The 25,335-nt window shown below is 73.1% G+C and carries 19 protein-coding genes, 1 tRNA gene and 1 other RNA gene; 15 read left to right on the top strand and 6 right to left on the bottom strand.

Annotated elements, in window-relative coordinates; genetic code table 11:
- Positions 1-39: 39 nt before the first annotated feature.
- Positions 40-114: transfer RNA gene (locus tag ACFQS7_RS17375), tRNA-Val, on the top strand.
- Between the two features lie 191 nt (positions 115-305).
- Here the strand turns inward: ACFQS7_RS17375 and ACFQS7_RS17370 are convergent.
- The 3 genes from ACFQS7_RS17370 to ACFQS7_RS17360 all read right to left on the bottom strand — a co-directional run bounded on the left by ACFQS7_RS17370 (position 306) and on the right by ACFQS7_RS17360 (position 2,942).
- Positions 306-860, bottom strand: coding sequence for an EF-hand domain-containing protein (locus ACFQS7_RS17370; protein WP_380068366.1), 555 nt, complete (start codon positions 858-860; stop codon positions 306-308).
- Between the two features lie 115 nt (positions 861-975).
- A complete protein-coding gene (locus ACFQS7_RS17365) occupies positions 976-1,539 on the bottom strand; it encodes a histidine phosphatase family protein (protein WP_380068365.1) in 564 nt (187 codons plus the stop codon).
- Entirely contained in the window at positions 1,539-2,942 is a 1,404-nt protein-coding gene (locus ACFQS7_RS17360; RefSeq protein ID WP_380068364.1) for a M20 family metallopeptidase, read from the bottom strand. Before ACFQS7_RS17360 ends, ACFQS7_RS17365 begins: the two co-directional genes overlap by 1 nt.
- A 249-nt stretch (positions 2,943-3,191) precedes the next feature.
- Here ACFQS7_RS17360 and ACFQS7_RS17355 point away from each other — a divergent pair, with 249 nt between their 5' ends.
- Entirely contained in the window at positions 3,192-3,473 is a 282-nt protein-coding gene (locus tag ACFQS7_RS17355) for a hypothetical protein (RefSeq protein WP_380068363.1), read from the top strand.
- A 342-nt stretch (positions 3,474-3,815) separates the two neighbouring features.
- Here ACFQS7_RS17355 and ACFQS7_RS17350 read toward each other — a convergent pair whose 3' ends face one another.
- On the bottom strand, positions 3,816-6,704 hold the full coding sequence (locus tag ACFQS7_RS17350) for an AsmA family protein (RefSeq protein ID WP_380068362.1): 2,889 nt from the start codon (positions 6,702-6,704) through the stop codon (positions 3,816-3,818).
- A 19-nt stretch (positions 6,705-6,723) separates the two neighbouring features.
- Positions 6,724-10,332: a hydantoinase B/oxoprolinase family protein gene (locus ACFQS7_RS17345; RefSeq protein WP_380068361.1), complete on the bottom strand. Its 3,609-nt coding sequence runs from the start codon at positions 10,330-10,332 to the stop codon at positions 6,724-6,726.
- A 126-nt stretch (positions 10,333-10,458) separates the two neighbouring features.
- On the opposite strand from ACFQS7_RS17345, the gene ACFQS7_RS17340 reads away from it, so the two are divergent.
- Positions 10,459-10,980 carry a winged helix DNA-binding protein gene (locus ACFQS7_RS17340; RefSeq protein ID WP_380068360.1) on the top strand — a complete coding sequence of 174 codons (522 nt, stop codon included), beginning with the start codon at positions 10,459-10,461 and terminating at the stop codon, positions 10,978-10,980.
- A gap of 137 nt (positions 10,981-11,117) precedes the next feature.
- On the opposite strand, the gene ACFQS7_RS17335 is transcribed toward ACFQS7_RS17340, so the two are convergent.
- Positions 11,118-11,987 (bottom strand): TauD/TfdA dioxygenase family protein, encoded by an 870-nt coding sequence (locus ACFQS7_RS17335; protein ID WP_380068359.1) that lies wholly within the window; start codon positions 11,985-11,987, stop codon positions 11,118-11,120.
- Positions 11,988-12,116: 129 nt separating this feature from the next.
- Between ACFQS7_RS17335 and ACFQS7_RS17330 the strand changes: the two genes are divergently transcribed.
- The 12 genes from ACFQS7_RS17330 to ACFQS7_RS17275 all read left to right on the top strand — a co-directional run bounded on the left by ACFQS7_RS17330 (position 12,117) and on the right by ACFQS7_RS17275 (position 25,323).
- On the top strand, positions 12,117-12,914 hold the full coding sequence (locus ACFQS7_RS17330) for a TerB family tellurite resistance protein (protein ID WP_380068358.1): 798 nt from the start codon (positions 12,117-12,119) through the stop codon (positions 12,912-12,914).
- A complete protein-coding gene (locus tag ACFQS7_RS17325; protein ID WP_380068357.1) occupies positions 12,911-13,591 on the top strand; it encodes an N-acetylmuramoyl-L-alanine amidase in 681 nt (226 codons plus the stop codon). Before ACFQS7_RS17330 ends, ACFQS7_RS17325 begins: the two co-directional genes overlap by 4 nt.
- A gap of 65 nt (positions 13,592-13,656) precedes the next feature.
- Positions 13,657-14,065: RNase P RNA component class A (gene rnpB / locus ACFQS7_RS17320), an RNA gene on the top strand.
- A gap of 362 nt (positions 14,066-14,427) precedes the next feature.
- Complete coding sequence (locus tag ACFQS7_RS17315) at positions 14,428-14,865, top strand: division/cell wall cluster transcriptional repressor MraZ (protein ID WP_380068356.1); 438 nt, start codon at positions 14,428-14,430, stop codon at positions 14,863-14,865.
- Entirely contained in the window at positions 14,862-15,833 is a 972-nt protein-coding gene (rsmH, locus tag ACFQS7_RS17310) for a 16S rRNA (cytosine(1402)-N(4))-methyltransferase RsmH (RefSeq protein WP_380068355.1), read from the top strand. The genes ACFQS7_RS17315 and rsmH overlap by 4 nt, the downstream gene beginning before the upstream one ends.
- Positions 15,830-16,765, top strand: coding sequence for a hypothetical protein (locus tag ACFQS7_RS17305; RefSeq protein ID WP_380068354.1), 936 nt, complete (start codon positions 15,830-15,832; stop codon positions 16,763-16,765). Before rsmH ends, ACFQS7_RS17305 begins: the two co-directional genes overlap by 4 nt.
- Positions 16,762-18,858: a peptidoglycan D,D-transpeptidase FtsI family protein gene (locus ACFQS7_RS17300; RefSeq protein ID WP_380068353.1), complete on the top strand. Its 2,097-nt coding sequence runs from the start codon at positions 16,762-16,764 to the stop codon at positions 18,856-18,858. Before ACFQS7_RS17305 ends, ACFQS7_RS17300 begins: the two co-directional genes overlap by 4 nt.
- Positions 18,845-20,314, top strand: coding sequence for a UDP-N-acetylmuramoyl-L-alanyl-D-glutamate--2,6-diaminopimelate ligase (locus ACFQS7_RS17295; protein WP_380068352.1), 1,470 nt, complete (start codon positions 18,845-18,847; stop codon positions 20,312-20,314). The genes ACFQS7_RS17300 and ACFQS7_RS17295 overlap by 14 nt, the downstream gene beginning before the upstream one ends.
- On the top strand, positions 20,311-21,687 hold the full coding sequence (gene murF, locus ACFQS7_RS17290; RefSeq protein WP_380068351.1) for a UDP-N-acetylmuramoyl-tripeptide--D-alanyl-D-alanine ligase: 1,377 nt from the start codon (positions 20,311-20,313) through the stop codon (positions 21,685-21,687). The genes ACFQS7_RS17295 and murF overlap by 4 nt, the downstream gene beginning before the upstream one ends.
- A complete protein-coding gene (gene mraY, locus ACFQS7_RS17285) occupies positions 21,684-22,772 on the top strand; it encodes a phospho-N-acetylmuramoyl-pentapeptide-transferase (protein ID WP_380068350.1) in 1,089 nt (362 codons plus the stop codon). The genes murF and mraY overlap by 4 nt, the downstream gene beginning before the upstream one ends.
- Entirely contained in the window at positions 22,769-24,139 is a 1,371-nt protein-coding gene (murD, locus tag ACFQS7_RS17280; protein WP_380068349.1) for a UDP-N-acetylmuramoyl-L-alanine--D-glutamate ligase, read from the top strand. Before mraY ends, murD begins: the two co-directional genes overlap by 4 nt.
- A complete protein-coding gene (locus tag ACFQS7_RS17275) occupies positions 24,139-25,323 on the top strand; it encodes an FtsW/RodA/SpoVE family cell cycle protein (RefSeq protein WP_380068348.1) in 1,185 nt (394 codons plus the stop codon). The genes murD and ACFQS7_RS17275 overlap by 1 nt, the downstream gene beginning before the upstream one ends.
- Positions 25,324-25,335: the final 12 nt, after the last annotated feature.

Below are 25,335 nucleotides of genomic sequence, written 5' to 3'. Positions count from 1 at the left end.
CCGGGACCGGTTTCCGTATCTCCCCGCCTCCCGCAGGACGGGCGCGTAGCTCAGCGGTAGAGCATTCGCTTCACACGCGAAGGGTCACAGGTTCAATCCCTGTCGCGCCCACCATTTTCTCCTTCGATCCTGTCCAGGCTTGCCACTCGCCCGAAGCGTCGCCCGGGCGGCGGCGAGACCCGATCTTCTTTCTGCGGCTCCGGACCATGCCCATGATGCCGACCGTGGTGGTCGGCCCGCGGCGGGATGTCCCGTCGCGGGCTACGCCTCATCGCGTCTCCATGGCGGGCAGCAGCCCGCGCCGGTCAGGTCGGCGAAGGGCCGCCCTGGCCGCGGTGCGGGTGATGCTGCCGCCGCGGGCTGGGCAGTTCATCCTTGGTCACCACGCCGTCGGCATTGGCGTCGAGGCTGCGGAAGCGGGCCTCGGCCATCGGCTTGATCTCTTCCAGCGTCACCACGCCGTCGCGGTTGGCATCCAGCCCGCGGAACATCATGCCGACCATGCGCTCGCGCTGCGGACCCGGGGGGCCGCCCTCGGGCCGGCCGGCGCCGGGGCCGAGGCGGGCGGCCTCCATCTCCTTCTGGGTCAGGCTGCCGTCCTTGTCCGGGTCGGCGGCGGCGAAGCGCTGCTGGACATAGGCCCAGCCTTCCTCCCAGGTCACCTTGCCGTCCTTGTTGGCGTCGACCTGGTTGAACATCACGCCTGGACCGCGATCGGCGCGCGGGCGGGCGGCGGGGGCCGGAGCGGCCGGGGCCGGACCACCGGGGGCCGGCGCGCCGGCCGGCGGCGCGGGCTGCGCCAGGGCGGGGGCTGCGGCGAGCAAGGCTGTGCCCAGCAGCGCCATGCGGAAATTCTTCATCGGCAAGTCCTCCTGTGCGGACCCAACGGGCCATGCCGTAAAGAGATGCGCCGCCCATGTAACGGGCGCATGACAGCGGCAGCGCAATGGAGTGAGGTTTCGTAACGGGGGTTGTTCAATCCTCGATCCGCCGCCAGGGGGTCAGCAGGCGGCGCGTCGCCCGGTCGAAGCCGAAGACATGGCCGCCGCCGCCGGGCGGCTGGTCCTCGGCCCGGGTGATCGCCACACTGGCCAGGTGGCAGCGCAGCAGGGCGCCGACGCCGCCATGGGCGACGATCGCCAGATCGCCCGGCGGTGCCTCGGCCAGGGCGGCGGCGACCGCGGCGAGGATGCGGGCCTGCGCATCCACCGCGCGTTCCCAGCCGCGGATGCTGGCCTCGGGCTCGGCGAAGAAGCGGTCGGCCGTCGCCTCGAAGGCGGCCTTCGCCAGGTAGCCGGTGGCGCTGCGGTCGTTCTCCCCGAGCGCCGCCCGCACCAGCACCGGCAGGCCGAGCACCGCGGCAGTCTCCCGCGCCTTGCGCTCGGCGCTGCTGAAGACCGCGACGAGGCCGGACACCCAGGGGCGGCCGGCGAGCAGGCCGGCGCGGCGGCGCCCCTCCGCCGAGAGGCCCCAGTCCGGCACCGGCACCGCGGGGTCGATCTCGACCTCCGGATGGGTGACGAACCAAGCCGTGCCCATCAGCGCTTCGGCGTCCCCGCTTCCCCGAGATCCCACCACAGGCCGGCGAAGGCGAGCATCCCCTCCCGCGCCGGGCCCATCAGCAGGTGCTCGTCGGGCCCGTGCTGCTTGCAGCCGTTGTAGCTGTGCGGCACCCAGACCATCGGCAGGCCGAGCTGGTCGGCGAAGACGTCGCCCGGCAGGCCGCCCGAGCTGTTCGGGATCACCTGCACCCGCATGTCCAGTGTGCGCTGCATGCTGTCCTGCGCCCAGAGCACCCAGGGGTGGTTCGGCGCGGTGCGCGCCGCGGCCATCCGCATGCCGGCATTCTCGATGGCGATGTCGGCGAAGCCTTCCCCGTCCAGGTGCTTGCGCAGCGCGGCCTCGAAGGTCGCCGGGTCGGTGTCCGCGGTGTAGCGGATATGGCAGGTGGCGCGGGCCGAGGGCGCCACGGCGTTCATCGGGTTCTTTGGCTGGCCGCTGACCATCGCCAGCACGATGAAGCCGTTCCAGCCGTAGATCTTCTCGGCCGGAGTCAGGCCGGGCTCGCCCCAGTCGGAATCGATGGTGGCCGAGGCCGCGCCGTCGCCGGCGCCGACCGGGCATCCCGCCAGCGCCGCGCGCACCTCGGCGGGGATGCCGTTGCGGGGCAGCCAGTCGCGCACCAGGATCTTGCCGCGCGGGTCCATGATGGCGCCGATCGCGTGGCTCAGGCGGATCGCCGGGTCGGTGGTCAGCCCGCCCCAATGGCCGGAATGCACCCCGCCCTCGCGCAGCCTGAGCACCAGGTCGAACTGGAAGATGCCGCGATTGCCGGTGGCGATGGTCGGCAGGCCCGGCTCCACCCGCGGGCCGTCGGAGGCGATCAGCACGTCGGCCGCCAGCGTGTCCTTGTGCGCGTCGGCGAATTCCTGCAGGCCGCGCGAGCCGCGCTCCTCCGCCATCTCCAGCAGCAGCTTGACGTTGAAGCCGAGCCGGCCGCCGCGCTCGGCGATCACCGCCTCCAGCGCCGCCAGATTGATGGCGTGCTGGCCCTTGTTGTCGGCGGTGCCGCGGCCGTACCAGCGGTCGCCCTCCTCGGTCACCGTCCAGGGCAGCAGGCCGGGGCGCCATTGCTCGTCCAGGCCGCGCACGGTGTCGCCGTGGCCATACAACAGCACGGTCGGCAGGGACGGGTCCTCGATCCGCGCGGCGGTGAGGATGGGGCCGAAGCCGTCCAGCGGGTTGGGATGGATGGTGACCGTGAAGCCCATCGACTCGACCCAGGGGCGGATGGCCTGGTCGAGGTAGCGGTGCAGCTCGGCCGCGAAGGCGGGGTCCTGGGCGGTGGAGGGGATTTCGACCAGTCTAGTCAGCAGGGCCTTGTAGGCGCCGTCGTCGAAGAAGGTCGCGGCGCGGGCGATGGCGCCTTGGCGTGTGGGCATGATGGGTCCCGGGCAGATGGGGGTGGGCCGCGGAGCATGGCGAAGGCGGGGCCGGCGGTCCATGGCGGGCGGGGCGTGCGTTCACCCCGCCAACGAGACGGCCGAGCCGTGTTCGCGTCCCGGCCTGTCTTCCATAGGATACGAAAAGCGGCGCGATCGAATCGCCGTCGTGTCGTCGTGCGGTGGCGACGAGGGCTCGCAAAGCCGGGACATCGCGACGGCCAAGGTGATCGCACGTCAGGACAGGCAATGACCACGCCGCTCGAGACCACGCCCTTCGACTCCGCCGGGATGCTGACCGACGAGGAAAGCCGCCTCGAATGCCTCCGCCAATTCTCCGCCAGCGGCGACCCGGGGGATATCGCGCAAGGGCTCGGCGCCGTTGCCCGTGCCACCGGCATGAGCCAGATCGCCAGCGCGGCCGACGCCCTGCCGTGCCCGGGCCGAGGACGGGGACCCCGGTCTGGCGACGGTGGCACGGGTGCTCGCCATCTGGGCCTGCGGCCGAGCATGGACCGCGCCGGACCCTGACCCATCGCCGATTTCGCTTGAAATAATAGTAAATATTTCCTATTCAGGCCGCCTGTTTGGAGGCTACCGGATGGGCAGGCGCGCCCCGTTCCCGGCACCCGAGGGTGCCCTTCCACGCATCGCCGCGACGCTTGCAAGCGCTGCCGCATCCCGTCAGCACCCTTTGTCCGAAAACCGCATTCCCGCGGCTTTAGGCGACGTAAAATTCGGTCCGTCCCAACCGCCCGGACGCCCCGCCCCAGGCGTTTTGTCCGAAACCGGCGGACCCACAAACCGGTCCAGGCCAGGTCCTGGCCTGGCGGGACGGGTCCGGGGAGGGCAGCGCCCTTCCCGGCCATCGCCTCACCGCCCCGCCCGCCATTGCAGGTACCCGGCCACTTCCGGCAGCCGCCGCGGCGCCCCCACCGGCCCGGTCAGCCGTAGCCCGACCTCCGCCGCCTCCGCCATCGGCTTCGCCGCCAGCCGCAGGTCCAGCGCGCCGCGGCCGAGGTCGATCGCCCCGCTTGCCATCGCCTCGCCGCCGCCTTCGGTGGTCAGCCGCATCGCCTCCAGCACCGCCCGGCCGGCCTCCAGCCGCGCCGCGCCCTCCAGCCGCTCGAAGGCTGTCGCCCCGCCGGCCAGGGCCTGGCGCAGCGCCGCCTCCGCCGCCTTGAGGTCGGTGATGCCGCCGGCCGCCTGCAGCGCCGCCAGGTCGAAGCCGACCAGCACGCCGTCGCGCACCAGCACGCTCGCCTCCCCGCCCAGGGTCGCCAGGATCGCTGCCGCGCTGTGGCCCTGCGCCGCCAGCCTGGCCGTCCCCTCCACCCGTCCGGCGCCGAGGTCGAGCGGCAGGTCGAACAGCGGGCCGGAGATGATGGCATCCGCCAGCGCGGCCTCCAGCGCCAGGCGCGGCGGTACCGCCGCCCCTTCCACCACCAACGCCGCCTTCAGCCCGCCGCCGCCGAGCCGGGCCTGCAGACCCTCCAGCCGCAGCGTGCCGCCGGCCAGCTTCAGCGCCGTGCCGGCAGACTCCAGCACCAGCCCGCCGGCCGCCTCCACCCGGGCCGCCTCCAGCGCCAGGTCGGCTTCCAGCGTGCCCAGCCGGTCGAGCCCGAGCGGGTCCGCCCCACGCAGCGGCAGCAGCGGCAGCGGCAGCACGTCGGCGGCGAAGCGCCCGGTCAGCCGTGGCCGGGCGCCGTCCAGCGCCAGGGTCATCTGGCCGCGGCCGCGGAAGCTGCCGGCGACCAGGTCCAGGTGCTCGGCGGTCAGGGTGCGGCCCTGGCCGGACAGGCCGGCGATGACGGAAAAGGACCCCTGGCCGAGCCAGCCCACCGCCTCCGCCCCCAGCAGCGGCGCGAGCAGCCGCGGCGTGCCGGGGTGGCGGAGCGTCAGGGTGCCGTTGCCGCGCGCTTGCGTGGTGTCGAGCGTCGCGGTCGCCTCGGCGCGCAACGCGCCGAGATCGCCCTCGCCGCGCAAGGCGAGGGCTTCCGGCGCGCCGCTGCCGGACAGCCGCAGCGCCAGCGGCTGGGCGAGCAGGGGGGCGAGCCCGGCCCAGCCGGCCGGCAGCAGCGGCAGCAGCGCGGCGCCGGCGCCGGCCAGTTCCAGGCTGGCATCGGAGAAGCGCAGCGGCGCGCCGAGCTGGGCGGCGCCGGAGGCGGCGGCGTCCAGTTCCCCGGTCCGCAGCGACAGCCGGCGCAGTGTGACCCGGCCATTCTCCAGCGCGGCGTCGAGGGTGGCGCGCTCGGCCGCCAGGTCGCGCCAGAGCACGCGGTCGGCGGCGAGGCGGAGGTTGAGGTCGAAGCCGGCCAGCCGGGCATTCAGCGCCGCGGCCTCGGGCAGCGGCGGCAGCAGCCCGTTGAGGTCGAGACGGTCGATGGTGAGGCCGAGGCCGAGGCTGGGCCGCGCCGCCTGGGCCACCGCCGGCCGCCAGACCGCGTTGCCGGCGAGCTTCGCCCCGTCCAGCGTGGCGGCGAGGTCGGAGACGGCGGCCTCGGTCCCCTCCAGCGCCAGCTTGAAGCGGCCCTCGGCGCTGCGCAGCCGGGCCGGGTCGGTGCCGGCCAGCGGCAGGCCGAGCGCCGCGAGCGTCTCCCGCAGGGTCTTCGCGCTGAACTGGACGGCAAGGTCGAGGCGCGGCCCGGCGGTGGCGCCGGCGACCTCGATCGTGGTCTCGCCCGGCAGCACGGCGGAGACGTCCGACAGCGAGAGGCGCTCTCCTTCAAGAAAGAAGGCGCCGCGGAGCCGGCGCAGCGGTAGGCCGGCGAAGCCGGTCGATTCGGCCGACAGGTCGATGCTGACCGGCACCGTGCTGGGCAGGGTGTACCCCCGGCTCTGGCGCAGCGCCGCGACCCAGGCGTCGAGGTCGAGCCGGCCGGCCGCGAGGGCGATGTCGAGCCGCGCATCGGGCGCCAGGCGGAAGGTGGCGGCGCCGCGGGCGGGCTGGCCGTTGAGGTCGAAATTCAGGTCGTCAGCCGCGATCAGGTCGGCCGCGGCGGTCAGCCGCCCGGTGGCGCGCCAGGGCCCGGCCGGCGCCGGCAGCAGCAGGGCAAGGTCGCTGCCGCCGGCCTCCATGCGGCCCTCGAAGCCGCCCTCGGCGGCGAGTGCGCCGCGGGCCGAGAAGGTGGAGCCGACGGCCGCGAGGCTGAGGTCGAGCGGCGCCACGCCGTCAAAGCCGGCGCGGCCGAGCTGGACGTTGAAGCGGGCGGCATAGCCGCGCCAGGCGAGGCTGCCCTCGGCCACCACGGCGTCCGTGGCGCCGCCGGTCAGCAGCCTTGCGTTGACCGCATCGGCCTGCAGGCCGCCGATGCGGAGCCGGCAATCCTCCAGCCGGGCGTCGAGCGGGCCGAGCCAGGGCGGGGCGCGGAAGCCGGGCAGCGCCACGGGCGGCCAGGGCAGCGCGATGTCGCCGCCGACCAGGACCAGCTCGCGCGGCTCGAGCCGGCCGGCCAGCAGCGCGCCGAGGTCGAGCCGCAGCCGCAGGCCACGGGCGGTGATGCTGAGCCCGTCGTCGGCGGCGCCGACCGAGACGTCCTGCGCCTCGATCCGCGGCTGCGGCAGCAGGACGAGGGTGATCGGGCCATCGAGATGGACCGGGCGGCCGAGCCGGTCGGTGGCGAGCTCGGCCAGTTGCGGGCGCCAGGATTCCCAGTCCAGCAGCCGGGGGACGATCCACAGCGCCGCGGCCAGCAGCCCGGCGAGGCCGCCGAGGCCGAGCAGCAGCCGGCGCGTCCAGGACGGGGCCGGCGGCCCGGTCACCCCGGGTGCGGGCGCTGCGTCAGCCAGGGGAGCCCCAGCCGCCACCGCCGGGCGTCTCCAGCACCAGGGTATCGCCGACGGCGAGATGGGCGCTGCCGGTATTGCCGGGGATGGGGGTGATGCTGCCGTCGGCGCGCTCCACCCATTGCCGGCCGGGCGCGCCATCGGCGCCGCCGCGCAGCCCGTGCGGCGCGACGTTGCGGCGAGAGGCGACGACCACGGCCTGCATCGGGTGGAGGAAGCGGATCCGCCGCCGGGCGCCGTCGCCGCCGCACCACTGCCCGGCGCCGCCGGAGCCGCGGCGGATGGAGAATTCTTCCAGGCGGACGGGGTAGCGCAGTTCCAGGATCTCCGGGTCGGTCATGCGGGTATTGGTCATGTGGGTCTGCACCGGGCCCCAGCCGTCGAAGCCGGGGCCGGCGCCGACGCCACCGCAGACCGTTTCGTAATATTGGTAGATCGCGTCGCCGAACAGCAGGTTGTTCATGGTGGCCTGGGCCGAGGCGCAGGCGCCGAGCGCGGCGAGCAGGGCGTTGCAGGTCATCTGGCTGACCTCGGTATTGCCGGCGACCACCGCGGCGCCGGGGCGCGGCGAGAGGAAGGTGCCTTCGGGCACCACGATCTCGAGCGGCTTCAGGCAGCCGTCGTTGAGCGGGATTTCCTCCCCCACCAAAGCGCGGAAGCAATAGAGCACCACGGCGCGGCAGACCGCAGCGGGGGCGTTGAAATTGGTCGGGCGCTGGGGGCCGGTGCCGGTGAAGTCGATCATCGCGCGGCGGTTCGGCCGGTCGACGCGGACCGCGACCTTGAGCGGCGTGCCGTCGTCGATGGTGGTCTCGAAGGCGCCGTCCTGCAACCGGTCGAGGATGCGGCGGACGCTCTCCTCGGCATTGTCCATGACGTGGCGCATGTAGGCGCGGACGGTCTCCAGCCCGTAGTCGCGGACCGCGCGCTGGAGTTCCTGCACGCCCTTCTCGTTGGCCGCGACCTGGGCCTTGATGTCGGCGACGTTCACGTCCGGGCTGCGGGCGGGGTAGGTCGCCGAGGCCAGCAGGGCGCGGAACTCGGCCTCGCGCAGGTGGCCCTGCTCGACCAGCAGGAAGTTGTCGATGACGACCCCCTCCTCCTCCAGCGTGCGGGAGACCGGCGGGGTGGAGCCGGGGGTCAGGCCGCCGATATCGGCATGGTGGCCGCGGCTGCCGAGGAAGAACAGGATCTCCGCCCCGGCGGCGTCGAAGACGGGCGTGATGACGGTGACGTCCGGCAGGTGGGTGCCGCCGTTGTAGGGGTTGTTCAACGCCACCACGTCGCCCGGCCGCAAGGTCTTGCCGCGCTCGCGGATCACGGTGCGGACGCTCTCGCCCATGGCGCCCAGATGCACCGGGACATGCGGGGCATTGGCCACCAGCGCGCCGGTCGCGTCGAAGACGGCGCAGGAGAAGTCGAGGCGCTCCTTGATGTTGACGGACAGGCTGGTGTTCTGCAGCACCGCGCCGGTCTGCTCTGCGATGCTCATGAACAGGTTGTTGAACAGCTCCAGCATCACCGGGTCGGGGCGCCCGGTCGCGTCCACCCGCGTCGCCGCGCGTGGCGTGGTGCGGCGGAGGATGAGGTGGTTCAGCGGCGTCACCTCGGCGGTCCAGCCGGGCTCGACCACGGTGGTGGCATTGGCCTCGCGGATCAGGGCGGGGCCGGGCAGCCGGTCGCCGGCCAGCAGGGCGTCGCGGTCGAAGACCGGGGCCTCGGCCGCCGCGCCGGCGGTGAACAGCGGGACGGTATCGATGATGGCGGGCGCCTGGCCGGCAGGGCGGGCGGCCAGCCTCGCTTCCGCCACCGCCTCGCCGGCGGCGGTGACTTCGGCGATGCAGGCCTCGACCACCACCTGGCGTTCCGGCGTGGCGAAGCCGAAGCGCTGGCGGTGGGCGGCGGTGAAGGCCTCCAGCACCGATGCGTGGTCGCCGAAGGGGACGGGCAGAAAGCTGTCGGTGCCGGCATAGCGCAGATGGAGGCGCCGGGCAGCGGCGATGCGGTCGGCCGGCGCGCCCTGCTTCAGCAGCTCGGCGCGACCCTCGGCCGCCAGGGCGTCGAGCCTTGCGGCGAGGCCCTCGATCGACCCGGCGGTGAAGGGCGCCTCCACGGCGCCCTCACGGATCGCGGTCTGGTCGGCCAAGCCCATGCCATAGGCGCTCAGCACGCCGGCGAAGGGGTGGATGAATACGGTCTCCATGCCCAGCTCGTCCGCCACCAGGCAGGCGTGCTGGCCGCCGGCGCCGCCGAAGCATTGCAGGGCGTGGCGGGTGACGTCGTGGCCCTTCTGGATGGAGACCTGCTTGATGGCATTCGCCATGTTGGCGACGGCGACGCGGAGGAAGCCCTCGGCCACCGCGCGCGGGTCCTGCTGCATGCCGGTGGCGGCCGCGATCTCGGCCGCGAGCGCCGCGAACTTCTCCCGCACCACCTCGCCATCCAGCGGCGCGTCGCCCTGGGGCCCGAACAGGCTCGGGAAGTGCCGGGGCTGGATCTTGCCGACCATGACGTTCGCATCCGTCACTGTCAGCGGCCCGCCGCGGCGGTAGCAGGCCGGGCCCGGCACCGCCCCGGCACTGTCCGGCCTGACCCGGTAGCGCGCCCCGTCGAAATGCAGGATGGAGCCGCCGCCGGCGGCGACGGTATTGATCGCCATCATCGGCGCCCGCATCCGCACCCCGGCGACCAGGGTCTCGAAGGCCCGCTCGAACTCGCCGGCATAGAGCGCGACATCGGTGCTGGTGCCGCCCATGTCGAAGCCGATGATCTTCGTCAGGCCCGCCATCCCGGCGGTGCGGGCGGCGCCGACGATGCCGCCGGCCGGGCCGGACAGGATGGCGTCCTTGCCGTGGAAGGACCCGGCCTCGGCCAGGCCGCCATTGGACTGCATGAAATAGAGCCGCACGCCGGGCAATTCGCCGGCGACCTGTTCCACGTAGCGGCGCAGGATCGGCGAGAGGTAGGCATCCACCACCGTGGTATCCCCGCGCGGGACGATGCGCGGCAGCGGACTGGCCTGGTGGGAGAGGCTGACCTGCGGGAAGCCCAGCTCCCGGGCGATCTCGCCCAGGCGGAGCTCATGGCCGGGATGCGCCCAGGCATGCATCAGGGCGATGGCGACGGCGCGGATGCCGGCGTCGAAGCCTTCCTGCAGCGCGGCGCGGGCCGCGGCCTCGTCGAGCGGCTCGATCTCCTCCCCGTCCACCGCGACGCGGCCGCCGATCTCGGCGACGCGTTCGTGCAGCAGGTCGGGCAGCCGGACATTCAGGTCGAACAGCCGCGGGCGGGCCTGGTTGCCGATCCGCAGCAGGTCGGCAAAGCCGCGGTTGACCAGCAGCAGCACGCGCTCGCCCTTGCGTTCCAGGAGCGCGTTGGTGGCCACCGTCGTGCCCATCTTCACCGCCTCGATCGTGCCGGGCGGGATGGCGGCGCCGGGGGCCAAGCCGAGGATCTGCCGGATGCCGGCCACGGCCGCATCGCGGTAGCGCCCGGGATTCTCGCTCAGCAGCTTGGCGGTGGTCAGCCGCCCCGCGGGGTCGCGCGCGACGATATCGGTGAAGGTGCCGCCGCGATCGATCCAGAACTGCCAGGAACCGCTCATCGCACCCTCCGCCCGCTCGCGTCATCGCAATGCCGGGCCGCGGGCGCAAGGCCGGGGCTGCATCGCCGGTAATTCGTTGACGATTTATCGGTATCTTGTCAACGTCGCGGTGCAGGAGATCCCCGCATGCCGAAGTCCCGGACGCCCCCTGGTCCCATCGTATCCTCCGCCCATCTCGCCGCCGGCGCCTCCCCTGGCCTGTCCGAGGTCGAGTACGGGCTGATCCTGGCCGGCCACGCCTTCCAGCGCTGGATGGTGCTGTGCGCCGCGGCGGCCGGGCAGCCCGGCCTGTCGCCGACCGAGGTCCTGATCCTGCACACCGTGCAGCACCGCGACCGGCCGAAGCGCCAGGCGGAGATCCTGCTCGCCCTGGCGATTGAGGACACCCACATCGCCACTTACGCGATCCGCAAGCTGGCCGCGGCCGGGCTGGTGAAGACCGGCCGCGCAGGCAAGGTGAAGCTGGTGGCGATCACCCCGGAAGGCGCGGCGCTGTGCGCCCGCTACACCGCGCTGCGCGAGCGGCTGGTGGCGGCGCCGGTCGGCCAGGGCGGGCCGGGGGCGGCGGAATTGTCGGCGGTGGCGGCGCTGCTGCGGACGCTGTCGGGCTTCTACGACGCGGCATCGCGCGCTGCAGCGACGCTGTAGGAAGCAAGACGGGGGGACAGACCTCCTCCGCCTTCCTGCTTTTGTGGGCTTGGCAGCCGGCAAACCCGGAAAAATGGATGCGGGGTCGGACGCATGCGTCCAACGGGGAGAAGGACGTCTTCCCAGATTCCCTTTTCCTACGCCGCCCGCGGCACCTCGTCGTTCGTCGTCCGCCGCAGCTCCCGCGGCTCGTCCAGGTCATAGGCCCGCCCCCGATGCAGGGTGCAGCGGTTGTCCCAGATCAGCAGGTCGCCGGGCTGCCATTCGTGCCGCCAGCGCCAGGCCTTGTCGGTCGCGTGCTCCAGCAGGTCGAGCAGAAGCATCTTCCCCTCCGCCACCCCCATCCCGAGGATGCGCCGCGCATGGATGCCGGCGAACAGCGCCGTCCGCCCGCTGCCCGGATGCACCCGGGCCAGCGGCCAGACCACCGGCGGCAAGGCGGCCTGCTGTTCCGCCGTGTAGTCGGTGTCGCCCAGCAGCGTCATCCGCGAATGCAGGGCGAAGTGTTCCGCCTGCAGCCCCCGCACCCGGTCCTTCAGCCGCTGCGGCAGCGCGTCCCAGGCGGCGCGCAGGTCGGCGAATTCGGTCTCCCCGCCCCAGGAGGGCAGCCGCACCGCCGAGAGCATGGAATAGGACACCGCCGGCGCCTGGAAGCTGCTGTCCGAGTGCCAGAGCTGGTTGGCCAGGCCGCTGACGATCTTCTTGGCGTCGCGCGCCAGCGGCTTGCCGTCCGAGCCGAGGTTGGAGATGTCGATCAGCGCGTGCTGCGACATCCTTTCATGCTGCCGGCCGATCTGCTTCAGGCCGGGGTTGAGCGGGCCGAATTGAGTGGCGAAGGCGACCTGCTGGTCCTCCGACATCGGTTGGTTGCGGAACAACAGGACGGCATGGCGATCCATCGCCGCGACCACCGCATCGATCTCCGCCGGGCCCAGCGGCCGCCGCAGGTCGATACCCGAAGCCTCGGCGGCGAAGACCGGATGCAGCGGGCGCAAGGACAGCGTCATGGCGGTTCCCCTTCTTTTCTGCCCGGGAGGTTAGAGCCGATCGCGGCCCGGCGTGAACGCCCGGGCGCGTGCCCCCTCCCCCGCCGGGCGCCCGGCGTGGTAAGCCCAAGCCAGCAAGGGATTCACGCATTGAGCCTCTGGGGCAAGATCATCGGCGGCGTGGCGGGCTTCGTGACCGGCGGGCCGCTGGGCGCCGTCATGGGCGCGGCGCTGGGCCATGCCGCGGATGCGGGCGGTGGGCGTGCCATGGGTGGCGTGTTCGGCCGCCCCTCGGCGCGGCAGGCCGCCGATGTCGCCGCCATGCTGGGCTCGAAGGAGCAGGTCTTCGCGATCTCGGTCGTGGTGCTGGCCGCCAAGCTGGCCAAATGCGACGGGCCGGTGAAGCGGCCGGAGATCGACACCTTCAAGCGGTTGTTCCGCATCCCGCCGGAAAGCCTGCGCGAGGTCGGCGAGCTGTTCGACCAGGCGCGCGACTCGGCGGACGACCACCGGCCCTTCGCCAAGCGGCTCGGCGAGTCCTTCCAGGACAACAAGGGAATGCTGGAGGACGTGCTGGCGGCGCTGTTCCAGATCGCCCGCGCCGACGGGCCGCTGACCAAGTCGGAGGTGGCCTTCCTGCAGCAGGTGCAATTGGGCTTCGGCCTGGATGCGCCGGCCTGGGAACGGGCGCGGGACGGGCGGACCCAGCAGTACTCCTCGGCCGCGGCGGCGCCGCAGTCGGGCCCCGACCCCTATGCGGTCCTCGGCGTCGGGCGCGACGCCAGCGACGACGCGCTGCGCCAGGCCTGGCGGCAATTGATGCGGGAGAATCACCCGGACAGCCTGGCGGCGCGCGGCGTGCCGCCGGAATTCGTCAAGCGGGCCACCGACAAGGTGGCCGAGATCAACGCCGCCTGGGACAGGGTCAAGCGCGAGCGCAAGCTGTGAGCCTTCGCGTCCGGGATACGCCAAGCCCGAACCACGACGACCGCGAGGACGGCCTGCCGATCGACGTGCTGGTGCTGCATTACACCGGCATGCGCACAGGGGTCGAGGCGATCGCCCGGCTGCGCGACCCGGCGGCCAGGGTCTCCGCACACTATGTGGTGGAGGAGGATGGCGCCGTCTTCCGCCTGGTGCCGGAGATGCGGCGGGCCTGGCATGCCGGCGTCTCCCACTGGCGCGGCATGGACGCGCTGAACGGCCGCAGCATCGGTATCGAGATCGTCAATCCAGGGCACGACTGGGGCTACCGCCCCTTCCCCGCCCTGCAGATGGCCGCGGTCTGCGACCTATGCCTCGATATCCTGACGCGCCACCCGATCCCCGCGATCAACGTGGTCGCGCACAGCGACATCGCCCCCGACCGCAAGCAGGACCCGGGCGAGCTGTTCGACTGGGAGGGCCTGGCGGCGAACGGCGTCGGCCTGTGGCCGGCCGAGGCCGCGGCGCCGGCCGGCGAGGCGGCGGCGCTGCTCGCCGCGATCGGCTACCGGACGGACCTGCCGCTCGATGTCCTGCTCGCCGCCTTCCAGCGGCATTGGCGGCCGGCGCGGGTGGATGGCGTGGCCGATGCCGGCACGCTGGCCCGTCTCGCTGCCGTCGCCGCGGCAACAGGCGCGTAACGGCGCGATTCGCGGCCCCTGCGGCGTTGACGCGGCGCGCTGGCCCTGCGCATGACACCGCCGCGTCAGGTGGCCAGACGACCGCTGGTCCCCGCTGCAAGGCGGGGCTGGAGGAAAGTCCGGGCTCCACGGGAAAACGGTGCCGGCTAACGGCCGGCGAGGGCGACCTCAGGGACAGTGCCACAGAGAGCAGACCGCCCGTGCATCGCAAGGTCCACGGGTAAGGGTGAAAGGGTGCGGCAAGAGCGCACCGCACCCCCGGCAACGGGGGCGGCATGGTAAACCCCACCGGGAGCAAGGCCGAATAGGGGTGGTCGGCGGCGTTCCTTCGGGAGCGTGACGCGAGGGCCTTCCCGCCCCACCACCCGGGTTGGCCGCGTGAGGCACGCCGCGAGGCATGCCCCAGAGGAATGGTCGTCCCATATCCGGCTTGCCGGAGATGGACAGAACCCGGCTTACCGGCCACCTGGCGCACTTTTCCGAGCATGGCCGCGGCATGATTGCCGCGGCATGTTTGAGCCGCTCAAAGAACAACCTGGCAACTTTGATCGGATACCATTGACAAGTGACCCTTTCCTGAACCTGTGGCGAGTCTTCAAGCTAAACCTCTAAGAATCCGAGCCTTCACCAAGAAAGCTTAGTGACTCGCAACGGCATTCTCCCTTGTCGTCCCAGGCTATGGCGTGCTATCCCATGGCATCCCGTGAAGGACCCAGACGCTCGGGGGGGCGAGTGGTCCGGAACGGGGTGGTCGGGCGAGTCGGCGGGGTCGGGGGGCCCCGCCGGCCGCTGATCCGGCGGGGGCGCCGTTGGCCCGGGGGGGCGGTCACTGGGCGATGTCCGGATTTGCGGGGACATTTGGTGGGACGTTTGACGCGAAGAAGGGCCGCATCTCGGTGCCGGCCAACTTCCGCGCCAGCCTGGCCCGCCTCGGCGCGGAGGAGATCATCCTCCGGCCGTCCCGCCATGCCCCGTGCATCGATGTCTGGCCGGAGCCGGCCTACATGGCCGAGGTAGAACGCCGCGTCGAAGGCCTCAGCCAACTCTCCGCCGAATACCAGTCGATCATGCGCAAGCTGGTCGCCCGCATCCACACGCTGCGCCCGGACGGCGAGGGCCGGATCGTCATGCCGAAGGAGCTGGCCGAGAAGGCCGGGCTCGACGGCGAGATCCAGTTCACCGGCCTCGGCGCCTATTTCCAGATCTGGTCCGCCGCCCGGCTGGCCGAGGAAGAAGCCCGGCTCGAAGCCGAGGACGAGGGGGGCGACGTATGACCGACACGCACCCCGACACCCCCACTGGCGGCCACGTCCCGGTCCTGCTGGCCGAGGTGCTGGCGACGCTGGCGCCGCGCGACGGCGCCACCTATTGCGACGGCACCTTCGGCGGCGGCGGCTACGCGACCGCGATCCTCGAAGCGGCGCGCTGCACGCTCTACGCCATCGACCGCGACCCCGATGCGATCGCCCGCGGCGCCGCGCTGGCCGCCCGCTACGCCGGGCGCCTTCATTTACTGGAAGGGCGCTTCGGCGAAATGCTCGACCTGCTCGCGGCCGCAGGCGTCGCAGCGCTCGACGGCGTCGTGCTCGATCTCGGCGTCTCCTCATTCCAGATCGACGAGATGGAACGCGGTTTCTCCTTTCGCGGCGACGGGCCGCTTGACATGCGCATGGAGAAGGCCGGCAAGTCCGCCGCCGATCTCGTGAATACATTGGACGATTCGGACCTGGCCGATATCCTCTTCACCCTCGGCGAGGAGCGCCATTCGCGCCGCATCGCGCGTGCCATCGTCGCCGCGCGCGCCGAGGCGCCGATCGTCACGACCGGCCGGCTCGCCTCCATCATCCGCAGCGTCACCCCACGCGATCCCTCCGGCATGGACCGCGCGACGCGCAGCTTCCAGGCGCTGCGCCTCGCGGTGAACGACGAGCTGGGCGAGGTCGAGCGCGGGCTCGACGCCGCGGCGACGCTGCTCGCCCCGGGCGGCAGGCTCGTGGTCGTCGCCTTCCACTCGCTGGAGGACCGCATCGTCAAGCGCTTCATGGCGGGCCGCACCGGCCGGGCCGGCGGCGCTTCCCGCCACGATCCCGGCGCGCTGATGTCGAAGGGCCCGGCCGCCGATTTCCGCCTGCTGACGCCGCGGCCGCTGCGCCCCGGCGAGGCCGAGACCCATGCCAATCCACGCGCCCGCAGCAGCCGGCTGCGCGCCATCGAACGCCTTGAGCCACGGGACGCCGCATGATCTTCCGCCCGCTCAGCCTTTGCACCTTCCTCGCCGCCGCCTTCGCCGGGCTGCACCTCTATCAGAGCAAGCACGAGGTCGCGCTGCTCGACCGCGAACTGCGCGGCATCGCCCGGCAGATCGACGAGGCGAACGACCGCAGCCAGGCGCTGCAGGCCGAATGGGCCTGGCTGAACGAGCCGGAGCGGCTGCGCGGCGTGGCGCAGCGGCACCTGCAGCTGGAACCCATGCAGCCGACGCAATTCCTCCGGCTGAACGAGGCCGAGCGGCGACTGCCGATGCTCGCCGCCTATGACGGCCCGACGGCGCTGTTCGCCGAACGCCTGCCGGTGGCGCCCGAAGGCCCCGTCGCCCTCGCCCTGCTGCCGCGGGTGCCGGACCCGGTCCAGCTGGCGCGTGCCGTGCCGCCGCCGCCCGCCCCGCCGACGCCGGTCGCCGCGCCCATAGCCCCGCCGGCCGTCAGTGCCCCGGTCATCCTGGCGCTGCCGGACGCACCGCCGAAGCCCGTCGCCGAACCCCGCCCCGCCCCACCGCCGGTGCTCGTCGTCCGGGAGCCGGCACGTGACATCGGGCGCGAGCCGGTGCGTGAAGCCAGGCCGGCGCCGGTCGAGCCTGCGCGCATCGCGCCGCCCGCCCGCTTCGTCGTGGCCCGCCCGGCGCCGCGCCAGGCGCCGGAGGTGGCGGCGCTGCCATCCGTCGCCGCGCCGCGCCCCGCCATGGCCGCGCCCGCGCTGGTCGCGCGCGCCGCGCCGCCACCGGCCCCGACCCCGCGCCCGGCCGTCACCCAGGTCGCCACCGCCCCGGCCCCGCGCCTGTCCGAGGCGCCGGCCATCTCGCTCGGCTCCGCGCTCGGCAGCAGCCGGCCGTTGCTGGCGCCGCCGGTGCCCTTCGGGTCCGCCAATGCCGCCAGCCTGGGGGGTGGCCTGCGGTGAACCTCGAATTCGACCGCGAGGACCTGCGCCCACCGCCCTCCCCGCATGCCGCGCCAGCCGGGCGGCCCTTGCCCATGGGCAGCGGCCCGGCCCATTCGGCCTCGCGCACGCTGGTGCGGGTCAGCGGACCCGACCTCGCCCGCCGCGCCCAGCTCGACACCACGCGCGGGCGGCTGGTCATCGCCGCCAGCGGCTTCGCTTTGCTGTTCGGCGCGGTCGGCCTGAAGCTGGCGGTCGCCACCGTGATCGACCCGCTGCAGCCGAAGCTGCGCGCCGCCGCGCGGGTGCCGGACGGCTCGCCGACCATCGGCCGTGCCCCGATCACCGACCGCAACGGCGAAGTGCTGGCGGTCTCCCTGCAGGTGACCGAACTCTACGCCAACCCGCAGGAGATCAACGACCCGGCCGCCGCCGCCGACAAACTGCGCCGCGTGCTACCCGGGCTCGACCGCGAAAGGCTGATCGCCCGGATCAGCCAGCGCACCGTGGGCGACAGCGACCGCCCGGTGCAGTTCGCCTATATCGCCCGCAACCTGCCGCCGCGGCAGCAGCAGGCGATCAACGACCTCGGCATCCCCGGCTTCCATTTCCGTGCCGCCGAGCGCCGCTTCTACCCGCAGGGCCGCGCCGCGGCGCACGTGCTCGGCCAGGTCGATGTCGATGGCCACGGCATCGCCGGGGTCGAGAAGCATTTCGACGAGCGGCTGCGCGCCGACCATGCGGCGCTGCGCCTGTCGGTCGATGTTCGCGTCCAGGTCGCGCTGCGGGAGGCGGTGGACAAGGCGATCGCCGATTTCAACGGCGTCGGCGGCGCCGGCGTTGTGCTCGACATCAACACCGCCGAAGTGCTGGCGATGGTCAGCCTGCCCGACTACGACGCCTCCGACCCCGGCGGGCTGCAGCAGCGGGCGGACGCGGAATCGCCGATCCGCCAGGTCGCCGCCCGCGCCCCGACGCCAGTCACGGCACGGCCGGACCAAGACCCGCATTTCAACCGCGCGACCGTCGGCCTGTATGAGCCAGGCTCGACCTTCAAGCTGCTGACCGCGGCGATGGCGCTCGATGCCGGCACGGCGAATATCTGGAGCAGCTTCGACGCCTCCAAGCCGATCCGCTACGGCCGCTTCACCATCAGCGACTACAAGGGCAAGCACCGCGCCCTGGTGCTGCCGGAAGTGCTCGCCTATTCCTCCAACCTCGGCGCCGCGCACATGGCGATGGGCGTCGGGCCGGCCCGGCACCGCGAATTCATGGCGCGGATGGGCATGCTGAACCGGCTCGGCCTCGAAGTGCCGGAAACCGCCCGGCCGCTGGCGCCCTCGGCCAATGCCTGGCGCGACATCAACACCATGACCGTCGCCTTCGGCCACGGCATCTCGGTGACGCCCTTGCACGTCGTCAACGCCGTCTCGGCCATCGCCAATGGCGGCATCCTGCGCCAGCCGACCATCGTGGCGCAGCCCGACGGCGTGGCGCGGGACGGCACGCGGGTGTTGTCGGAGAAGACCTCCGACACCATGCGCAAGCTGATGCGGCTGGTGGTGACCGACGGCTCCGGCAAGGGTGCCGAGGTCGCCGGCTACTTCGTCGGCGGCAAGACCGGCACGGCGGAGAAGTCGGCGGCGCGCGGCGGCTACCTGAAGGACCGGCGGGTCGCTGCCTTCGTCGGCGCATTCCCGATGAACCAGCCGCGCTACGCCATCTACGTCATGGTGGACGAGCCCAAGCCGAATGCGCAGAGCCACGGCTATGCGACCGCCGGCTGGGTCGCGGCGCCGGCGGCGGGCGCGGTGATCCGCCGGGTCGCGCCGATCCTCGGCATGGTGCCGGAGACCGACCGCATCCCGCAGATCCAGCAGACCATCGCCATCCCGCTGCAGCCGGGCCGCCCGGCCGGCACCCCGACCCGGCCGCCGGCCGCGCCGCGCGCCAACGCGCAGGCCAACAGCCCGCCGGCCGCGCCGATGCGGCCGGTTCCGGCGGTGCCGGCCGTGCCACCGCCGCCGGCGCTGCGCCGCACCGAATTGCCGGCCGCCTTCCGGCTCGTCGCCTTCCCGGCCCCGTCGGACGAGGCCGGCCTTGCGCCTCGATGACCTCCTCCGCCGCGCCGGGCTCGATGCCGCCGCGGGCGCCGCGGTGGAGATCGCCGGGCTGACGGCCGACAGCCGGGCGGTACGGCCCGGCTTCCTGTTCGCCGCCCTGCCGGGCACGCAGGCCGATGGCCGCGGCTTCATCGGCCAGGCGGTGGCGCAGGGCGCCGCGGCGGTGCTGGCGCCGGAGGGCACCGCCTGGCCGGCCGGGGTCCCGGCGCGGCCGCTGCTCGCCGTGGCCGACCCGCGCCGGGCGCTGGCCTTGCTGGCGGCGGCCGAGGCCGGGGCGCAGCCGGAGACGGTGGTCGCCGTCACCGGGACCAACGGCAAGACCAGCATGGTGGATTTCCTCCGCCAGCTCTGGACGCTGGACGGCGCGCGGGCCGCCTCGCTCGGCACGCTGGGACTGCTGGCGGAAGGCTTCCCGCCCGGCCCCTCGCTGACCACGCCCGACCCGGTGGCGCTGCAGGGCCAGCTGGCGGCGCTGGCCCGCGGTGGCATCACCCATGCGGCGCTGGAGGCCTCCTCGCACGGGATCGAGCAGCGTCGGCTGGACGGGGTGCGGCTGGCCGCGGCCGGCTTCAGCAACCTGACCCGCGACCACCTCGACTACCACGGCGGCATGGAGGCCTACCGGGCGGCCAAGCTGCGGCTGTTCGCGGCGCTGCTGCCGCCGGGCGCCACCGCGGTGGCCAATGCCGACATGGATGCGGCGACGCTGGCGGCGATCCGCGCCGTCGCCGCGGCGCGCGGGCTGCGGCTGGTCACGGTCGGCGAAGCCGGCGCGGACATCCGGCTGCAGGCGCAGCGGCCGCTGCCGGACGGCCAGGATATCGAACTGGACGCCTTCGGCACCCGCCAGGTGGTGCGGCTGGCCCTGCCCGGCCGCTTTCAGGCCGACAACGCGCTGATGGCGTTGGCCCTGGCCATCGCCGCCGGGATGCCGGCGGCGCGGGCCCTCGCCCATCTGCCGCGCCTCGCCGGCGTGCGCGGCCGCATGGAGCTGGCCGCCCGGCTGCCCAACGGCGCCGCCGCTTATGTGGACTACGCCCATACGCCCGACGCGCTGGAGCGGCTGCTGGCGGCGCTGCGCCCGCATGTGGCGCCCGGCGCCGCGCTGCACGTGGTCTTCGGCGCCGGCGGCGACCGCGATCCCGGCAAGCGGCCGCTGATGGGCGCCGCCTGCGCCGCGCATGCCGACCGCGCCTGGGTGACCGACGACAACCCGCGCTCCGAGGACCCGGCGACGATCCGCGCCGCGGTGCTGGCCGGCTGCCCGGGCGGCATCGATGCCGGCGACCGCCGCGCGGCGATCGCCGCGGCCCTCGCCGCGCTGCGCCCGGGCGACGTGCTGGCGGTCGCCGGCAAGGGGCATGAGAGCGGCCAGACCATCCATGGCGTGACGACGCCCTTCGACGACGCGGCGGTGGTCCGCGACCTGGTCGGGGGGCTGGCATGAGCCTCTGGACCGCCGAGGCCCTGCGCGCCGCGACCGGGGGGAACCTTGCCCCCGCCGCCCCCGTCACCGGCATCTCGATCGACACGCGGACCCTGGCGCCCGGCGACCTCTTCGTCGCGCTGCGCGACCTGCGCGATGGGCACGACTTCGTCGCCGATGCGCTGGCCGCCGGCGCGGCGGCGGCCATGGTGGACCGCGACATGCCCGGCCTGCCGGCCGAGGCGCCGCTGCTGCGGGTGGCGGATACGCTGGCCGGGCTGACCGCGCTCGGCGTCGCCGGCCGCGCCCGCTGCGCCGGCCAGGTCGCCGCCGTCACCGGCAGCGTCGGCAAGACCGGGACCAAGGAGATGCTGCGGCTGCTGCTGGGCGCGATCGGTGCGACCCACGCCGCCGCCGCGTCCTACAACAACCACTGGGGCGTGCCGCTCACCCTCGCCCGGATGCCGGCCAGCGCCGCCTTCGCCGTCATCGAGATCGGCATGAACAATCCGGGCGAGATCCTGCCCCTCGCCCGCCTCGCCCGCCCGCATGCCGCCGCGGTGACGATGATCGGGGAGGCACATATCGGCCACATGGGCAGCCTTGAGGCGGTGGCCGACGAGAAGGGCAGCATCGCCGCCGGGCTGGTGCCGGGCGGCACCGCGGTGCTGCCGCGCGATTCGGAGTTCTTCGGCCGGCTCGCCGCCATGGCACGGGCCGCCGGGGCAGGCCGCATCATCGGCTTCGGCCGCGACCCCGGCGCCGAGGTCCGCCTGGCCGAGGCCAGCATCCTGCGCGACGGCCGCACCCGCCTGCTGGTCGGCATCCGCGGCCGGCTGGTCGAGGTCACCATGCCGGCCATGGGCCTGCACCATGCCGAGAATGCCTGCTGCGCGCTGGCCCTGGTCGAGGCGCTGGGGCACGACGCCGGGCGTGTCGCGCCGGCGCTGCTGGCCTATGCGCCGGGTGCCGGCCGTGGCGCGCCGCGCGAGATCGCAGTGCCGGGCGGTACCGCCCTGCTGGTGGACGAGAGCTACAACGCCGCGCCGCCGGCGATGCGGGCGGCGCTGCGGACCCTGGCGCAGCGGCCCGGCGCACGACGCGTGGCGGTGCTGGGCGACATGCGCGAGTTGGGCGAGTTCTCCGCCGCGCTGCATGCGGGTCTCGCTTCGGAAGCTGGCAAGGCGGACGTGGTTTTCTGCTGCGGGCCGGAGATGGCGCGGCTCTATGCGCTGCTGCCGGCGGCGAAGCGGGGCGCGCATGCGGCGGACAGCGCTGCGCTGGGGCCGATCGTGCGGGAGGCGCTGCGTCCAGGGGACGTGGTGCTGGTGAAGGGTGCGCTGGGCAGCCGTATGGCGCTGGTGGTGCGGGCGCTGACGGAGACTGTGACGTGATCTTCAACCTGCTCGCGCCCTATGCGGACGAGTTCGCACTGTTCAACCTGGTGCGGTACACGACCTTCCGCGCGGGTGCCGCCTGCCTGACGGCGCTGGTTTTCTCCCTGGTGCTGGGCCCGGCGGTGATCCGCTGGCTGCGCGGCTTCCAACGCGGCGGCCAGCCGATCCGGGACGATGGGCCGCAGAGCCACTTGGTGACCAAGAAGGGCACGCCCACGATGGGCGGCGTGCTGATCCTGCTGGCCCTGGTGCTGTCCACGCTGCTCTGGGTCGATCTGCGCAGCGGCCTGGTCTGGGCGGTGCTGCTGGTGACGGTCAGCTATGGGTTGCTGGGCTTCGCCGATGACTGGCTGAAAGTGACCAAGCGCAATACCAAGGGCGTCTCCGGCCGGATGAAGCTGGCGGTGCAGGCCGGCATCGGCCTGGTCGCCGCCATCTGGGTCTGGTGGCTGCATCCGCCCGCGATCGCCGGTGGCTTGTCGGTGCCCGTATTCAAGGAGGTTCTGATCCCCTTCGGCTTCGCCTTCCCGCTGGTCGGGATGGTGGTGATGATGGGCGCCTCCAACGCGGTGAACCTGACCGACGGGCTGGACGGGCTGGCGATCGTGCCGGCGATGATTGCCGCCGGCGTCTTTGCCCTCATCGCCTACCTCGTCGGCAACCGGGTGCTGGCGGATTACCTGCAGCTGCACGCCGTCCCCGGCGCCAACGAGCTCGCGGTCTTCCTCGCCGCGCTGGTCGGCGCGGGGCTCGGATTCCTCTGGTTCAACGCGCCGCCGGCCGCCGTCTTCATGGGCGATACCGGGTCGCTGGCGCTGGGCGGCGCGCTCGGCGGCGTCGCGGTGGCGACCAAGCATGAGATCGTGCTGGCGATCGTCGGCGGGTTGTTCGTGGTCGAAACCGTCAGCGTCATCATCCAGGTCTTCTGGTACAAGCGAACCGGACGGCGCGTCTTCCTGATGGCGCCGCTGCACCACCACTTCGAGAAGAAGGGCTGGGCGGAGCCGACCATCGTGATCCGGTTCTGGATTATCGCCATGGTGCTGGCGCTTGTCGGCCTGTCGACGCTGAAGATCCGATGAGCAATTTCCAACCCTTCTGCGGCGAACGCATCGCCCTGGTCGGCCTCGGCCGCGCCGGCCTGCCCGCAGCGCGCCGGCTGGCCGACTGGGGCGCCGAGGTCACCTGCTGGGACGACCGGCCGGAAGGCCGCGCCGCAGCGGAAGCCGCGGGACTGGCGGTGGCGAATCCGGCGGAGGGCGCCTTCCGCTGGGACGCGCTGTTGCTCTCCCCCGGCATCCCGCATCTCCTGCCCCGCGTACATCCGGCGGCGGCTGCCGCGCGGGCCGCGGGCCGCCCGATCCTCTGCGACGTCGAATATCTGTACCGCGCCGTCCGGGCGGCAGGCTCGGCTGCCCGTTTCGTCGGCATCACCGGCACCAACGGCAAGTCGACCACCACGGCGCTGCTGCACCATATGCTTCGACATGGGAACATTGCGTCCGAGGTCGGCGGAAACCTGGGCCCTGCGGCCCTTTCGCTCAACATGTTGTGTGATGGCGGTCTCTACACCCTCGAAATGTCGTCTTACATGTTGGAGAGACTCGTAACGGTTCGCTTCAATACGGCGGTAATGTTGAATTTATCGCCGGACCATCTGGACCGGCATGGCGACATGGCCGGCTATGCCGCCGCGAAGGCTCGGGTCTTCGCGGGGCAGCGGCCGGCGGACCTCGCCGTGCTCGGCATGGACGACGCGGGCAGCCGCGCGCTGCGCAGCGCCGCGTGCGGCCGGCTGGTGCCGATCTCGGGCGAATCGTTCCAGCCAGGCGGCGTCTGGGCCGTGGGGCCGCTGCTGCAGGACGAGTCCGGCCCGCTGCTCGACCTGGGCGAGGCCACCAGCCTGCCTGGCAGCCACAATGCGCAGAATGCCGCCGCTGCCGCGGCCTGCGCGCTCGACCTTGGTCTCACGCGCGCGGCGGTGGCCGAAGCCCTGCGGAGCTACCCCGGCCTGCCGCACAGGCAGGAGCGGGTCGGCACGATCCGCGGCGTCGCCTTCGTCAACGACAGCAAGGCGACGAATGCCGACAGCGCGGCGCGTGCCCTGGCCAGCTACGACCGCGTCGTCTGGATCGCCGGCGGCGAGGCCAAGGAGGGCGGGATCGAGAGCCTCGCCCCCTTCTTCCCCCGCATCGCCCGCGCCGTGCTGATCGGTCGCGACGCACCGGCCCTGGCCGCAACCCTGGCCGCGCATGGCGTGCCGCACGAGATCGCCGGGACGCTCGACGCCGCGCTGCCCGCCGCCGCCGCCGCCGCCTTCGCCGGCGGCGCGCCGGTGGTGCTGCTCTCGCCCGCCTGCGCCTCCTGGGACCAGTTCACCGGCTACGACGCGCGTGGCGACCGCTTCCGTGACCTCGTCACCGCCCTGACGCAGGGGAGGGCCGCCTGATGGCGATCAGCCGGGCCGACAATTCCACCATCGGCCGTTGGTGGTGGACCATCGACCGCTGGACGCTGGCGGCGCTGCTGGCGCTGATCGGCTTCGGCTACGTGATGATGCTGGCGGCTTCGCCGGCGGTCGCGGAGCGCGTCATCGGCACCTCGTCCCGCTCGCTGCTGCTGGCCAAGCAGGTGGTCTTCCTCGGGCTGGCCGCGTCGCTGATGGTGATCGTCTCGCTGCTCTCGCCGAAGGGCGTGCGGCGCTTCGCCCTGCTGGGCTGCCTTGGCGCCCTGGTGCTGACCGCGGCGACGCTGGTGATCGGGTTCGAGACCAAGGGCGCCCGGCGCTGGCTGATCATCCCGCTGCTCGGCACCATGCAGCCTTCAGAATTCCTCAAGCCCTGCTTCGCCGTGGTGACGGCCTGGCTGATGGCGCTGGGCAAGGATGCCGCCGCGGCGCGGCTGGCGGAGGGCCGCCCGCAGGGCATCGGCCTGCTGCACCCCCAGGTCTTGTGGCCGGGCCTCGCGCTGCTGCTGCTGGCAGTGATCGCCGTCATCCTGAAGTCGCAGCCGGATTTCGGCATGCTGATGGTCGTCGTCGCGGTCTTCCTGGCGCAGTTCTTCGTCGCCGGGCTGAACCTGCTGCTGGTCGGCGTCTGCGCCGCCGGCGGCGTCGGCCTGGCGATCGGCGCCTATTTCGTCCTGCCGCATGTGCGCAGCCGGGTGGACCGCTTTCTCGACCCCGCCGCGGGCGACACCTTCCAGATCACCAAGTCGATGGAGGCCTTCGGCTATGGCGGGCTGTTCGGCCGCGGCCCCGGCGAGGGCCGGGTCAAGAATGCCCTGCCCGACGCGCATGCCGACTTCGTCTTCGCCGTGGCGGGGGAGGAATTCGGCTTCGTCATCTGCACCGTTATCCTGCTGCTGTTCGGCTTCATCGTGGTGCGCGGGCTGTGGCGGCTGATGGCCGAGAGCGACATGTTCGTGGTGCTCGCCGCGACCGGGCTGCTGGCGCAGTTCGGCTTGCAGGCCTTCGTCAACATGGCCTCGACCCTGCACCTGATCCCGACCAAGGGCATGACCCTGCCCTTCGTCTCCTATGGCGGGTCGTCGGTGCTGGCGATCGCGCTGGGGATGGGGATGCTGCTCGCGCTGACGCGCCGCCGCGGTCCGCGGCTGGAAGGCCGCGAATGACCCCCGCCGATT

The sequence above is a fragment of the Dankookia sp. GCM10030260 genome (assembly GCF_042666655.1).
Taxonomy (GTDB): Bacteria; Pseudomonadota; Alphaproteobacteria; order Acetobacterales; family Acetobacteraceae; genus Paracraurococcus.
This window is presented reverse-complemented; position numbering and strand designations above follow the sequence as displayed.

Coding starts and splice junctions, on each gene's coding strand:
- ACFQS7_RS17355 (WP_380068363.1), top strand. CDS start 3,192: ATGACCACGCCGCTCGAGACCACGCCCTTCGACTCCGCCGGGATGCTG.
- murF (WP_380068351.1), top strand. CDS start 20,311: ATGAGCCTCTGGACCGCCGAGGCCCTGCGCGCCGCGACCGGGGGGAAC.
- ACFQS7_RS17360 (WP_380068364.1), bottom strand. CDS start 2,942: ATGCCCACACGCCAAGGCGCCATCGCCCGCGCCGCGACCTTCTTCGAC.
- ACFQS7_RS17315 (WP_380068356.1), top strand. CDS start 14,428: ATGTCCGGATTTGCGGGGACATTTGGTGGGACGTTTGACGCGAAGAAG.
- rsmH (WP_380068355.1), top strand. CDS start 14,862: ATGACCGACACGCACCCCGACACCCCCACTGGCGGCCACGTCCCGGTC.
- ACFQS7_RS17340 (WP_380068360.1), top strand. CDS start 10,459: ATGCCGAAGTCCCGGACGCCCCCTGGTCCCATCGTATCCTCCGCCCAT.
- murD (WP_380068349.1), top strand. CDS start 22,769: ATGAGCAATTTCCAACCCTTCTGCGGCGAACGCATCGCCCTGGTCGGC.
- ACFQS7_RS17335 (WP_380068359.1), bottom strand. CDS start 11,987: ATGACGCTGTCCTTGCGCCCGCTGCATCCGGTCTTCGCCGCCGAGGCT.
- ACFQS7_RS17305 (WP_380068354.1), top strand. CDS start 15,830: ATGATCTTCCGCCCGCTCAGCCTTTGCACCTTCCTCGCCGCCGCCTTC.
- ACFQS7_RS17275 (WP_380068348.1), top strand. CDS start 24,139: ATGGCGATCAGCCGGGCCGACAATTCCACCATCGGCCGTTGGTGGTGG.
- ACFQS7_RS17370 (WP_380068366.1), bottom strand. CDS start 860: ATGAAGAATTTCCGCATGGCGCTGCTGGGCACAGCCTTGCTCGCCGCA.
- ACFQS7_RS17365 (WP_380068365.1), bottom strand. CDS start 1,539: ATGGGCACGGCTTGGTTCGTCACCCATCCGGAGGTCGAGATCGACCCC.
- ACFQS7_RS17345 (WP_380068361.1), bottom strand. CDS start 10,332: ATGAGCGGTTCCTGGCAGTTCTGGATCGATCGCGGCGGCACCTTCACC.